14 protein-coding genes are annotated in these 11,730 nt (G+C 73.9%); 12 read left to right on the top strand and 2 right to left on the bottom strand.

Annotated elements, in window-relative coordinates:
• Positions 1–186: 186 nt before the first annotated feature.
• The 3 genes from ACFW1I_RS05525 (at position 187) to ACFW1I_RS05515 (ending at position 1,440) form a co-directional block, all read left to right on the top strand.
• On the top strand, positions 187–597 hold the full coding sequence (locus ACFW1I_RS05525; protein ID WP_384666304.1) for a VOC family protein: 411 nt from the start codon (positions 187–189) through the stop codon (positions 595–597).
• A gap of 21 nt (positions 598–618) precedes the next feature.
• Positions 619–870 (top strand): hypothetical protein, encoded by a 252-nt coding sequence (locus ACFW1I_RS05520; RefSeq protein ID WP_384666302.1) that lies wholly within the window; start codon positions 619–621, stop codon positions 868–870.
• A gap of 102 nt (positions 871–972) precedes the next feature.
• The gene (locus ACFW1I_RS05515) at positions 973–1,440 is read left to right on the top strand and encodes an iron chaperone (protein ID WP_384666301.1); all 468 of its coding nucleotides are present in this window, start codon (positions 973–975) and stop codon (positions 1,438–1,440) included.
• Between the two features lie 4 nt (positions 1,441–1,444).
• Here ACFW1I_RS05515 and ACFW1I_RS05510 read toward each other — a convergent pair whose 3' ends face one another.
• Entirely contained in the window at positions 1,445–2,353 is a 909-nt protein-coding gene (locus tag ACFW1I_RS05510; protein ID WP_384666299.1) for an NAD-dependent epimerase/dehydratase family protein, read from the bottom strand.
• Positions 2,354–2,440: 87 nt separating this feature from the next.
• On the bottom strand, positions 2,441–3,475 hold the full coding sequence (locus ACFW1I_RS05505; protein WP_384666298.1) for a LuxR C-terminal-related transcriptional regulator: 1,035 nt from the start codon (positions 3,473–3,475) through the stop codon (positions 2,441–2,443).
• Positions 3,476–3,552: 77 nt separating this feature from the next.
• On the opposite strand from ACFW1I_RS05505, the gene ACFW1I_RS05500 reads away from it, so the two are divergent.
• The 9 genes from ACFW1I_RS05500 to ACFW1I_RS05460 all read left to right on the top strand — a co-directional run bounded on the left by ACFW1I_RS05500 (position 3,553) and on the right by ACFW1I_RS05460 (position 11,709).
• Entirely contained in the window at positions 3,553–3,795 is a 243-nt protein-coding gene (locus ACFW1I_RS05500) for a hypothetical protein (protein WP_384666296.1), read from the top strand.
• 130 nt (positions 3,796–3,925) lie between these two features.
• The gene (locus tag ACFW1I_RS05495) at positions 3,926–4,114 is read left to right on the top strand and encodes a lysine biosynthesis protein LysW (RefSeq protein ID WP_031012706.1); all 189 of its coding nucleotides are present in this window, start codon (positions 3,926–3,928) and stop codon (positions 4,112–4,114) included.
• Positions 4,111–4,995, top strand: a complete 885-nt coding sequence (locus tag ACFW1I_RS05490) for a RimK family alpha-L-glutamate ligase (protein WP_384666294.1) — start codon at positions 4,111–4,113, stop codon at positions 4,993–4,995. The genes ACFW1I_RS05495 and ACFW1I_RS05490 overlap by 4 nt, the downstream gene beginning before the upstream one ends.
• Before the next feature lie 81 nt (positions 4,996–5,076).
• On the top strand, positions 5,077–5,733 hold the full coding sequence (locus ACFW1I_RS05485) for a degT/DnrJ/EryC1/StrS aminotransferase (protein ID WP_384666292.1): 657 nt from the start codon (positions 5,077–5,079) through the stop codon (positions 5,731–5,733).
• Positions 5,730–7,049, top strand: a complete 1,320-nt coding sequence (locus tag ACFW1I_RS05480; RefSeq protein ID WP_384666290.1) for an aminotransferase class I/II-fold pyridoxal phosphate-dependent enzyme — start codon at positions 5,730–5,732, stop codon at positions 7,047–7,049. Before ACFW1I_RS05485 ends, ACFW1I_RS05480 begins: the two co-directional genes overlap by 4 nt.
• Positions 7,042–8,091, top strand: a complete 1,050-nt coding sequence (argC, locus tag ACFW1I_RS05475; protein ID WP_384666289.1) for an N-acetyl-gamma-glutamyl-phosphate reductase — start codon at positions 7,042–7,044, stop codon at positions 8,089–8,091. The genes ACFW1I_RS05480 and argC overlap by 8 nt, the downstream gene beginning before the upstream one ends.
• Positions 8,088–9,947: a M20/M25/M40 family metallo-hydrolase gene (locus ACFW1I_RS05470; RefSeq protein WP_384666287.1), complete on the top strand. Its 1,860-nt coding sequence runs from the start codon at positions 8,088–8,090 to the stop codon at positions 9,945–9,947. The genes argC and ACFW1I_RS05470 overlap by 4 nt, the downstream gene beginning before the upstream one ends.
• On the top strand, positions 9,944–10,777 hold the full coding sequence (locus ACFW1I_RS05465) for a thiamine pyrophosphate-dependent enzyme (protein ID WP_384666285.1): 834 nt from the start codon (positions 9,944–9,946) through the stop codon (positions 10,775–10,777). Before ACFW1I_RS05470 ends, ACFW1I_RS05465 begins: the two co-directional genes overlap by 4 nt.
• The gene (locus ACFW1I_RS05460; protein WP_384666283.1) at positions 10,774–11,709 is read left to right on the top strand and encodes a transketolase; all 936 of its coding nucleotides are present in this window, start codon (positions 10,774–10,776) and stop codon (positions 11,707–11,709) included. Before ACFW1I_RS05465 ends, ACFW1I_RS05460 begins: the two co-directional genes overlap by 4 nt.
• Positions 11,710–11,730: the final 21 nt, after the last annotated feature.

The following is an 11,730-nucleotide window of genomic DNA, read 5'->3' as shown; positions in this document are numbered from 1 at the left end:
GGCGGGGGGCGCCGGCGCCGCGCGCCCGGCGGCGCGCGGCGGCGGCCCCCCCCCCGCCCCCGCCCCCCCCCCCCCCCGCCGCCGCCCCCCCCCCCCCCCCGCCGCCGGCGGCCGGCGGCGCCCCCGCGCCGTGAAGGATCAGGATTCGAGAAGCGGACCGGGGACGCCGCCACTAGCGTCGTCGTCATGGACATCACCATCCACACCACCGCCCTCCCGCACGACGACCCGGACGCCTCCCTGGCCTTCTTCCGCGACGTCCTCGGCTTCGAGGTCCGCAGCGACGTCGGCCAGGGGAGGATGCGCTGGATCACCGTCGGTCCCGCGGGACAGCCCGGCACCTCGATCCTGCTCGCCCCGCCGGCCGTCGACCCGGGCATCACCGAGGACGAGCGCCGGACCATCGCCGAGATGATGGCCAAGGGCACCTACGGCTGGATCCTGCTCGCCACCCCCGACCTCGACGCCGTCTTCGCGAAGGTCTCCGCCGGCGACACCGAGGTCGTGCAGGAGCCGACCGAGCAGCCGTACGGCGTCCGCGACTGCGCCTTCCGCGACCCGGCGGGCAACCTGATCCGCATCCAGGAACTGCGCTGAGACCCAGGGGGGGGAACCGACATGTGCCAGCCCGCATGGGCCGCGGCCCGCACGGAGGCGGTACGGCTCCGGGCGCTGCGGACGCTGCGCCGGGTCCGCGACCGCATCGACCGCGAGTACGCCCGCCCGCTGGACGTCCCGGCCCTGGCCCGGACGGCGGGCCTGCCCGCCGGGACGCTGCACCGCACCTTCACCCAGGCGTACGGCCTGACCCCGTACGCCTTCGTCACCGCGCTCCGCACCGCCAGGGCGGGCACGGCGGCCGGCGCCTGAGCGCGCCGGTCAGTTTCGGAGAAGCACCGGGAAACCCCGGAACCCAGCCTGGAAACAGCACCGGGAGAGACCGGTCGACACAGCGAACGAGGGGAAACCGGCATGGCCGCCAAGACCGACAGGTCCACCGAGTCCACCAAGTCCTACGACGGCTTCACCGAGGACGAGCGGGAGGCGATGAAGGAGCGGGCGAAGGAGCTGAAGGCCGCCAAGGGGCGCTCCTCGCGCGGCAAGGCCGCCGACGGCGAGGCCGACCTCCTCGCCAAGGTCGCCGAGATGCCCGACGAGGACCGGGTCCTCGCCGAGGGCGTCCACGCCCTGGTCAAGAAGGTCGCCCCCGACCTGACCTGCAAGACCTGGTACGGCATGCCGGCCTACGCCCGGGACGGCAAGGTCGTCTTCTTCTTCCAGAGCGCCGCCAAGTTCAAGGCCCGCTACGCCACCCTCGGCTTCAACGACGCCGCGACCCTCGACGACGGCGACATGTGGCCCACCGCCTTCGCCCTCACCACCCTCACCCCCGAGGTCGAGGCCCGCATCCAGGCGCTGATCGAGAGGGCCACAGCCTGACCGCTCACGCGGAGGGCCGGCCCGCCCGCATCCCCTCCCGGTGGTCCGCGTACCGGGGCGTCCAGCCCAGCTCGCGGGTGGCCTTCGCGTGCGAGACGCGCAGCCGGGTGTCGACCATCAGGCTGCCGAGGTAGGGGACGGCCAGGCGGAGCAGCCGGCCGGGGACCCGCAGCCGGGAGCCGCGGGCGGCGGCCAGCTCGCCCCAGGTGGACGGGAGGTCGTCGACGATGTTGTACGCCTCGCCCGCGCCGCCCCGCTCCAGCGCGGCGACCGTCGCCTCGGCCGCGTCCTCGACGTGCACCCACGACATCGTGCCGCCGCCGCCCGTCGGCACGGGGAACGGGCGGCTGCCGGGCGTCGGGTCGAACCAGGTGCCCGGGCCGTAGAAGACGCCGTACCGCAGCGCCGTGCCGGCCACGTGGTCCGCGGCGAACAGCCGGCCCTCCGCCTCGACGAGGCCGGTGATCACATGGTCGGCGACCGTGCCGTTCCGGACGCCGAACGGGTCCTCCTCGGTGACCGGCCGCGTGCCGTGGTCGTGGTAGCCGTACCCGAGGACCAGCGACTGGGTGACGAAGCGGCCCGCGCCGAGCACGCCCGCCGCCTCCAGGAGGTGCGCCGTGCCGCGCTCCCGCAGCACATTGCTCGGATCGTCCGCGGTGAGCTTCAGCTTCGGCGAGCTGAGCGCGGTCAGCTGGTGGACGACCGCGTCGGCGGAGAGCCCGTCCAGGGCCCGCAGCAGGCCCTCCCGGTCGAGCGCGTCCGCGCGGACGGGCGTCCCGCCCAGCGCCCGCACGGTCCGTGCCGAACCCTCGGAACGGGCCAGGGCCAGCACCTCGTGCCCGTCCCTGGCCAGGGCCCGGGTCAGCGGGCGGCCGATGGCGCCGGTCGCGCCGGCGAGCAGGATCCTCATGGTCAACCTCCTGGTGTCGTCACAAGGAAAGGTTGGCCGGGACCCCCGTACGTGACAGCCGGACGCCCGCCGGGAGGGTGACGCCCGTCACGCCCCGTCCGCCGCCCGGCCCCCGGCCGGCGGCTGGTCCAGGATGCCCGCCTGGGCGATCAGGTAGGCGAGCTGGGCGCGGCTGTTGCTGCCGAGCAGGTCCGACGCCTTCTTCATGTGCGCGGCGACCGTGCGGGAACTCATGCCCAGGCGGCTGGCGATGGCCGCGTCCGTGTAGCCGTCGACCATGAGCCGCAGCACGTTCAGCCGGGTCGCCTCCGTGAGGAGCTCCGGGCGCTGGTGGTCCGAGCGGTAGGTGACCGGCTCGGCGCGCCCCCACGCGTGTTCTAAAACCGACGCCAGATAGTGCACGATCCCGGGGTCCCGGATCATGACGGCGGACATGTGGCGGGCGCCCTGGTTGTCGGGGATGAAGGCCACGGACCGGTCGTAGATGATCAGCCGCTCGAAGACCTCGTCGATGGTGCGCACCTCGACGCCGACCTCGGTGACGCGCCGGATGTAGTCGAGCGTGGGGCCGTGGGCGCGCACCGTGTGCTGGTACAGCGTGCGCTGGGCGACGCCCCGGTCGCGCGCCTCCAGGGCGCGGGGGAGCGCCTCGGCCAGGATCTCCGCGGGGCGTCCGCCGCCGGGGTGGGCGGTCAGGGACTCGGTCGTGCAGGACTGCGCGGCCTCCTCCAGGGCGGCGCTGATGACCGCGGGCCCGTGCAGCCGCTGGACGGAGACGGAGGTCTCCCGGCGGGTGCTGCGGTAGACGCTCTCCACCTGGGACATCGTGGTCCGCATGGCGTTCAGGGCCTGCTGCTGCTCCATGATGGCCCGCTCCACGGGATGGGCCAGGGCCGCGGCGGCGACGTCGGGGGGAACGGGGACGAGCGTGTCCGGGGCGTCCGGCGCGGGCGCCAGCAGCCCCAGCGCACCCAGGCACGACGGCGCCTCCCCCTGGACGGAGCCGGTCGTGAGCGCCGCCTCGTAGTAGGCGAGGCCGTCGGCGCAGACGCCGGTGTGAAAGGACGGACTGGTCGGAGATCCGTCAAACGATCTGTCTGGATTGCCAGGTATGGAGCACATCGCTTCTCCCCCCTCATGTTCCTGCAACGCCTGATCCTGAAGCCTGTGATCGCTTCACGCAAGCTCCGCCTCAGGGCATGCTCTTCATGAAGAAACCAGCAGCCGCTGGTCGTCCGAAGCACCGGGGGGAACCGGAAATGAAGACCAATGTTTTCCTGAACGCCATGAAGGCTTTCGCCGTCGCCGCTTTCGCCGTCGCCGCGACGACCGGCCTCTCTCTCGCTCAGGGGGACGCGGAGAACAGCGCTCTCGCCACCGCGACGACCACGGAGACCGTGGTCAGCGTGGCCGGCGGCCAGGATGACCACGGCTGGGGCTGACCACCCGCCCCGTCCGCCACGACATCCGTACGGGCCGACGTCACCCTCCGCCGGAATCCCGGCGGAAAAATCACCGATCGGTAATCCGCCGACGGCACCGCCATGCCTATTTTCGTAAGGAGTCTCCATTATGACCACCGCCATTGCGGCGCCCAAGTGCCTCGTATGTGACACAGAATTCGAGGTGCAGGCCGACTGGGAAAAGGGCGAGATCACCGAATGCACCGCCTGCGGGCAGGAGCACGAGGTCCTGGAGAAGACCGGTGACCTCGTCCGCCTGGACCTCGCGCCGGAGGTCGAGGAGGACTGGGGCGAGTGACCCAGGACGCAGAGGTCCTCGTCTCGGCCACCATGCTGCGGCCGGACGAGAAGCTCCTTCTCCAGGCCCTGCGGGCCGAGGGACTGAAGGCGGCTCCGCTGCTCCGGGAAGACCTCGCGGGGGTGGTGGCGGGCGGCACGCGCCCGCCCGGCCTCGCCCTCATCAGGAACCTCTCCCACCAGGACGCCGTCAGCGTCTCCCGCCGGCTCGAACACAGCGGCATCACCACCCTCAACCGCGCCGCCACCATCGAGACCTGCAACGACAAGGGCCTCCAGGCCCTCGCCTTCGCCCGGCACGGGATCCCGCACCCGCACACCCTCCACGCCTTCAGCTACGACCAGGTCCGTGAGACGGTCGCCCGGATGGGGCTGCCGACCGTCGTCAAGCCCGTCAGCGGCTCCTGGGGCCGGGGCGTCACCCGGATGGTCAACCCCGAGTGCGTCGACGCCTGGGTCGGCGGCCGCGAGTCCACGGACGCCGCCGGCAAGCTCTTCCCGGTCGTCGTCCAGCAGTACATCGACAAGCCCGGCCACGACCTGCGCGTCGTCGTCGTCGGCCGCACCCCGGTCGTCGCGATCCAGCGGGTCTCGCCCGACTTCCGCACCAACACCCACCTCGGCGCGGAGGTCCGCCGCACCGAGATCACGCCGGAGATCGAGAAGCTCTGCGGCCAGGTCGTCGACGCCCTCGGCGACGGCTTCTACGGGGTCGACCTCGTCGAGGACCGGACCACCGGCGAACTGCTGGTCCTCGAAGTCAACGCCAACCCCGAATTCGCCCGCTCCTCCGCCCAGCACGGCGTCAACGTGGCCGGTCATCTCGCCCGCCACGTCACCGAGTTGCTCGGGCGCACCGCCGTCACGCCGACCGCCGCGTAAACGCGCCGCACCGCCGCGGGCCGGACGCCCCGTCCTGCCCGCGGCGCCCCGTCACGTGAGACGGAGACACCGGAGAAGACCATGGAACTGTTCGACACCGCGACCGTGCTCACCCGCGTCCTCACCTCGGGCGTCGTCATGAGCATCGAGAAGAGCGACCGGGAGCTGCCCGGCCTGGAGCGGCTGCTCACCAAGCGCACCGGCCGCGCCAGGGCGGCCCTCTTCAACAGCCGGACCGGCGCCCTGCACGGCGCCCTCGCCGGCCAGGGCCTCGGCCACGGCGACACCGTGACCGTGCCCCACACCGACCGCGAGTCCCTCGCGTTCCTCGCCTGGCTCGGCCTCACCACCGAGCCCACCGAGCCCGCCGACCGCACCGAACCGGGCAGGCCCGCCGCGTACGACTACGTGGAGCTCACCCCGGAGAACGCCGACCGGCTGCCCGAGTTCGCCGCCGAGGCCACCGCCCCCGTCCTGGTGGTGGACCTCACCGGCCTCGGCTTCGGCCCCGCCGCCGCCGTCCTCACCGACTCCGCCGACGTCTGGGCGCGCGCCGAGCGCCTGAAGATCTTCGGCGCCTACGACCTGCGGACCATGTGGACCCAGGAGGAGGCCGACGCGGACCTGGTGCCCGGCGTCCAGTTCAACTACCGGCTCAGCCCGCTGGTGGCCGCCTGCGCCCGCATGGCCCTCACCCACGCGGTCCGGCCGGCCGCCACTCTCGGAGCACACTCGTGATCACTGACTTCCCGGCAGCGCCGCTGCCCCTGCCGTCCGAGGCCGAGCTCGACACCGAGCTCGCCGCGCTGGGCGGCGACGCCCTGATCCCCAAGGCCCTGCGCCGCACGCTCTTCCCGGTCATCACCAAGGAAGACGTCTTCAACCTGATGCTGGCCCAGCGCCAGGCCCCGGAGAAGGTCGTCGCCGACTTCGCCGAGGCGTACCGCGACTACGTCGGCGCGCAGTACGCCCTGCCGACCGCGAGCGGCACCTCCAGCCTCCACATGGCGCTCGTCGGCGCCGGTGTGCGGCCCGGCGACGAGGTCATCGTCCCGGCGTTCACCTTCATCGCCACCGCCCAGGCCGTCGTCGCCGCGCACGCCGTCCCCGTCTTCGTGGACATCGACCCGGTCACGTACTGCATGGACCCGCAGGCCGCCGCCGCGGCGATCACCGACCGCACCCGCGCCCTGATGCCCGTCCACGTCCACGGCCTCCCGGCCGACGTGCCCGCCCTGCGGGCGCTCGCGGACCGGCACGGCATCGCCCTCGTCGAGGACGCCTCGCACGCCCACTCGGCGAAGATCGGCGACCAGGTCGCCGGCTCCTTCGGCGACGCCGCCGGCCAGAGCCTGATGGCCGACAAGAACTTCCCGCTCGGCGGCGAGGGCGGCATCGCCTTCTTCGCCACCCGGGAGGCGTACGACCGCGCCGCCGCCTACCTGGAGCGGCACGGCATCGACTACGGCATGTCGTGGGTCGCCGCCGCCTTCGGCAGCAGCCAGCTCAAGCGGCTCCCGTACTACGACGAGATCCGCGCCCGCAACGCCGCCCTCCTCGGCGAAGCCCTGGACGGCACCGGCCTGTTCACCCCGCCGCACGTCCCGGCCGGCCACACCCACGCGTACAACATGTACCGGGTCACCCTGCACCCGGAGGCCGTCGGCCTCGACGACCTGCCCGTGCACGCCGTCAAGGAGGCCGTGCACGAACTGCTCGTCGCCGAGGGCGTGCCCGCCCGCGAGTGGCAGAACACCCCCATCCCCTGCCACCTGCCGTTCAAGCACCGCGACGGCTTCGGCAACGGCTACCCGTTCACCCTCAACCCCGGCGCCGTGCGCGACCACCGCCCCGAGGACTTCCCGGTGACGCTCGGCATGCTCGACAGCACCCTGGTGCTCTGCCGCGAGCTGCGCTCCCCCGTCGAGTACGAGCGCGCCCTGCGGTACGCCGACGCCTTCCGCAAGGTGGCCCGGCGCCCCGACGCCATCCGCAAGCTCGTCGAGGCCGGCGACTACCGCCGTCCGTACGAGAAGGCGGCCCGCCTTGGCTGACCACGACCAGAAGGTACGCGTCGCCGTCATCGGCGCCAGCGGCTACACCGGCGGCGAGGTCATCCGGCTGCTCCTGGAGCACCCCGGCGTCGAACTCGCCTTCCTCTCCGCCGAGCGCAACGCGGGCGCCACCCTCGGCTCCGTCCACCCCTGGCTGCGCAACCACCCGGCCGCGGCCGGCCTCAGGTTCCGGCCGCTGGCCGAACTGGAGGAGGTGGACATCGCGTTCGGCTGCCTCCCCACCGGAGCGCTGCCCGAACGACTGCCGCTCATCGCGGAGCGCGCCAAGCGGGTCCTCAACCTCGGCGGCGACTTCCGGCTGCGCGACCAGGCCGAGATCGAGTCGTACTACCCGAAGACCGCGAAGAACCCGCCGTTCGAGGACTTCGCCTACTACGTACCGGAGTTGAGCTCCGCCGTCCCGGAGAGCCGGTTCATCAGCCTGCCCGGCTGCATGGCCGTCACCACCATCTACGCCCTCTACCCGCTCTTCGCCGCCTCCCTCGTCGACCACCGGGTGGTCGTCGACGCCAAGACCGGCTCCACCGGCGGCGGGCGCGGCAGCGGCGAGCCGCCGGCCGAGCGCAGCGGCAACTTCCGGGTCCACAAGCTGTACGGCCACCGGCACGCGCCGGAGATCAGCCAGGCCATCGCCGAATTCACCGGCGCCACCATGGACCTGCGGTTCTCCACCCACAGCCTCGACGTGGCGCGCGGCATCATGGTCACCGCCTACACCGACCTGCTCCCCGGGGTGTCGCCGCTCGACGTCAAGCGGGCCTACGCCAAGGCGTACGTCGGCAAGCCGTTCGTGCGGGTGCGGACCGCGCCGAAGGCGCCGCAGGACTTCCCGATGCTGAAGGCCGTCGTCGGCTCCAACGTCGCCGAGGTCGCCATCGCCGTCCGCGACGGGCAGTGCGTCGCCGTCGCCGCGCTCGACAACCTCGTCAAGGGCGCCGCCGGCCAGGCCATCCAGGCCATGAACCTGATCTGCGGCTTCGACGAGACCGCGGGCCTGCCCACCACGGCGGTGTCCCCGTGACGAAGCCCCTGTACGTGATCAAGGCGGGCAGCGCCACCCTCGACCTCGGCACCATCCACCGGGAGCTCGCGCTCCTGGTGGCCCGCGGCGCCCGGGTCCTCCTGGTGGCCGGCGGAGCCACCGGCATCGAGCGGCACTACCGGTCCGCCGGCCGCCCGATGCCCCAGCTCCGCCTCGCCAACGGCGACGCGGTCCGCTACTGCCCGCCGGAGGAGATGCGCCACCTGGTCGACGCGTACGAGCAGGTCACCCTGCCCGCCGTCGAGCAGGGCCTGGCCGCGCACGGCCTGCGGGTCTTCACCTCGGTCGCGGCGCGCAACCGGCTCGTCAGCGGCCGCGCCAACCGGCCGCTGAAGGCGGTCAACGACGACGGCCGTCCGGTGATCGTCCGCGACCACCGGGCCGGCGTCCCCTCGGACGTCGACACCGTCCGGCTGGCCGCGCTGCTCGACGCGTACGACGTGGTCTGCGTCTCCCCGCCGGTGCACGACGAAGCCGGCGGCGCCCCGCTGAACGTGGACGCCGACGTCCTCGCCGCCGCGCTCAGCAACGCCCTCGACGCCGACCACCTGCGCCTGGTCACCGGCACCGCCGGCCTCCTCACCGACCCCGCGGACCCCGCCTCCACCCTGCCCAACGCCTACCCGGGCGACGGCGCGCGGTACGCCGGCGGCAGGATGCGGCAGAAGGTCCGGGCCGCCGAGATGGCCCTCGCCGGCAGCGCCGACGTCGCCATCACCGGCCCGCACACCATGGCCGAACCGGAGAAGTGGACCCGCTTCTGGCGCACCCGCGAGCCGGGCGCCGACCTCGGACTGCTCACCAAGGTCGTCTCGGTGCCCTCGGTCTCCGGCGACGAGGCCGAACTTGCCGCCTACCTGGCCGACTGGTGCCGCGAGCGCGGCATCGACGCGGAGGTCGACGCCGCCGGCAACCTCGTCGCCACCCGTGGCCACGGCCCCCGCCGGATGCTGCTCCTCGGCCACCTCGACACGGTGCCGCACCGCTGGCCCGCCGAATGGCGCGGCGAGGAGCTGTGGGGCCGGGGCAGCGTGGACGCCAAGGGCAGCCTCGCCAACTTCCTGGAGGTCCTCGCCCACGCGGACATCCCCGAGGACGGCCAGCTGCGCGTCGTCGGCGCCGTCGAGGAGGAGGTGTCCTCCTCCAAGGGCGCCTTCCACGCCCGCGACCACTACCCCGCGGACGCGGTCGTCATCGGCGAGCCCAGCGGCTCCGAGACCCTGACGCTCGGCTACTTCGGCCTCTTCAAGCTCCGCGTCACCGCGTCGGTGCCCAGCGGCCACTCGGCCGGCCTGGACGCCGTCTCCGCGCCCGACCTGCTCACGGACGTCCTCGACGACATCCGCGCGGCGGTGCTCAAGGAGGCGTCCGAGGCGCTCAGCGCCGTCATCGACATCCACTGCGAGACCGGCCGCGCCCGGCACCGGGCCGTCGGGATCCTCAACTTCCGGATCCCGCCCTCGGCCGACCTGGAGCTGCTGCGCGCCGCCGCCCTCGGCGCCGCCGCGGGCCGGGACGGCGTGGAGGCCGAGATCCTGCGGGCCACCCCCGGCCACGCGGGCGGCCGGGCGACCCCGCTCGTCAAGGTGTTCACCCGCGCCTTCGGCCAGGCCGGCATCCGGCCCCGGTTCGTGGTGAAGAAGGGCACCTCCGACATGAACACCCTGGCCACGACCTGGAAGGACGTCCCCATGGTGGCGTACGGGCCGGGCGACTCGGCCCTCGACCACACCGACGAGGAGCGGATCGGCAGCATGGAGTACCGCACCGCCCGCTCGGTCCTCGCGGACGCCGTGAACCGCTGGTTCGCCCTCGGCGAGGGGAACGCCCGATGACCGCCGTGCACGACGCCCCGGCGCCGGTGCGCACGGACGCCGGGGACGCGACCCTCGCCCTGCTCGCCGAGCGGGCCAGGGAGGCCCGGCGGCTCGTCGTCGACATGGCCGCCGGCCCGCGCGGCTGCCACCTCGGCGGCAGCCTCTCCGTCCTGGACATCCTGATCGCCGCCCTGCACCGCGCCGCGCGCGGCGACGGCACCGAGGTGGTGCTCAGCAAGGGCCACGCCGCCGCCGGACTGTACGCCGCCCTGCACGTCAGCGGCGTCCTCCCGGAGAACCCGGCCCCGCTGTACGGGCTCGCCGGGCACCCCTACACCGGGCACCCCGGGCCGAAGGTCCCCGGCGTGCGCTTCCCCACCGGCAGCCTCGGCCACGGCGTGCCGTACGCGGCCGGCTGGGCCATGGCCCGCAGGCTCGGCCGCGAGGGCGGCCTCGGGATCGCGGTCGCCGGCGACGGCGAACTCCAGGAGGGCCTGGTCTGGGAGACCGTCCAGGTGGCCGCCGCCCAGCGGCTCGGCAACTTCGTCCTCGTCGTGGACCGCAACGGCGGCCAGAACGACGGGCTCGTCGCGGACATCTCCCCGCTGCCCCGGCTGGCCGAGCGCTTCGACGCCTTCGGCTTCGACACGGTCACCGTCGACGGGCACGACCTCGCCGCCCTGACCGAGGTGTTCGCCGCCGACCGCGCCGGCGCCGACCGGCCGCTCGCCGTCCTCGCCGACACCGTCAAGGGCAAGGGCGTCCGCGCCGTCGAGGGCAAGGCCGCCTCGCACTACGTGACGATCGACGCGGCCCGCGCCGCGCAGTGGAAGCGAGCCATCCGATGACCCCGACGACCCTCACGCCCCCGGCGGCCGTGCTCAGCGGACGGGACGCCTACCGCGCCGAACTCACCGAGCTCGCCGCCCTCGACCCCCGTATCGTCTGCCTCGAAGCCGACCTCGGCGGCAAGAAGCACCCCTTCCAACTGGCCCACCCGGACCGCTTCTTCAACCTCGGCATCGCCGAGGGCGCCATGATCGACATGGCGACCGGGCTGGCCGCCGCCGGCTACCGCCCCTTCGTGTCCACCTTCGCGCCCTTCGCCGCGCTGCGCGCCGCCGAGAGCCTCAAGCTGACGCTGGGCTACCTGAAGGCCGGCGTCACCGTCGTCGCCCCGTACGCCGGGGTGTCCGGCGCCTGGTTCGGCACCACCCACCACTGCCTGGAGGACCTGGCGGTCCTGCGCAGCATCCCGGGCGTCGCCGTCGCCGCCCCGTACGGCGAGGCCGAGACCCGCGCGGTCGTCCGCGAGGCGGCCCTCAGCGGCACGCCCACCTACATCCGCACCGGCCGCAACGCCGCGTACACCTCCCTCCCGGGAAGCGGCGCGGACGGCGTCCCGCCCGTCGTGTGGGACGCCCGGGGCGACGCCGACACGCCCTGCCTGGTCTCCGTCGGCGAGGAGGGCACCCGCCTGGCGCTGGCCGCCCGGGAGCGGCGCCCCGAGCTCGCCCACGCCCACCTGGTCCATCTCGACCACGCGCGGCTCGCCCGCTCCGCCGCCGAACTGGCCGGTCGCCACCGCCGGTTCGTGGTCGTCGAGGAGCACCGCGCCGAGGGCGGCGCCGCCGAGGCGCTGGCCCTGCTGCTGCCCGGCAGCGAGGTCGTCGGCGTCAACGCCGGCCACGACTGGCCGTACGAGGGCGGCGACCACCACGAGGTCCTCGCCCGGCTCGGCCTCACCACCGACGCCGTCCTCGCCGCCGCCACCCCCTGAAACCCCGCGCACGCCGCCGCC

The sequence above is a fragment of the Streptomyces sp. NPDC058955 genome, from assembly GCF_042741435.1.
Classification (GTDB): domain Bacteria; phylum Actinomycetota; class Actinomycetes; order Streptomycetales; family Streptomycetaceae; genus Streptomyces.
This window is presented reverse-complemented; position numbering and strand designations above follow the sequence as displayed.

Coding starts and splice junctions, on each gene's coding strand:
- ACFW1I_RS05495 (WP_031012706.1), top strand. CDS start 3,926: ATGACCACCGCCATTGCGGCGCCCAAGTGCCTCGTATGTGACACAGAA.
- ACFW1I_RS05510 (WP_384666299.1), bottom strand. CDS start 2,353: ATGAGGATCCTGCTCGCCGGCGCGACCGGCGCCATCGGCCGCCCGCTG.
- ACFW1I_RS05515 (WP_384666301.1), top strand. CDS start 973: ATGGCCGCCAAGACCGACAGGTCCACCGAGTCCACCAAGTCCTACGAC.
- ACFW1I_RS05505 (WP_384666298.1), bottom strand. CDS start 3,475: ATGTGCTCCATACCTGGCAATCCAGACAGATCGTTTGACGGATCTCCG.
- ACFW1I_RS05525 (WP_384666304.1), top strand. CDS start 187: ATGGACATCACCATCCACACCACCGCCCTCCCGCACGACGACCCGGAC.
- ACFW1I_RS05520 (WP_384666302.1), top strand. CDS start 619: ATGTGCCAGCCCGCATGGGCCGCGGCCCGCACGGAGGCGGTACGGCTC.
- ACFW1I_RS05485 (WP_384666292.1), top strand. CDS start 5,077: ATGGAACTGTTCGACACCGCGACCGTGCTCACCCGCGTCCTCACCTCG.
- ACFW1I_RS05465 (WP_384666285.1), top strand. CDS start 9,944: ATGACCGCCGTGCACGACGCCCCGGCGCCGGTGCGCACGGACGCCGGG.
- ACFW1I_RS05460 (WP_384666283.1), top strand. CDS start 10,774: ATGACCCCGACGACCCTCACGCCCCCGGCGGCCGTGCTCAGCGGACGG.
- ACFW1I_RS05500 (WP_384666296.1), top strand. CDS start 3,553: ATGCTCTTCATGAAGAAACCAGCAGCCGCTGGTCGTCCGAAGCACCGG.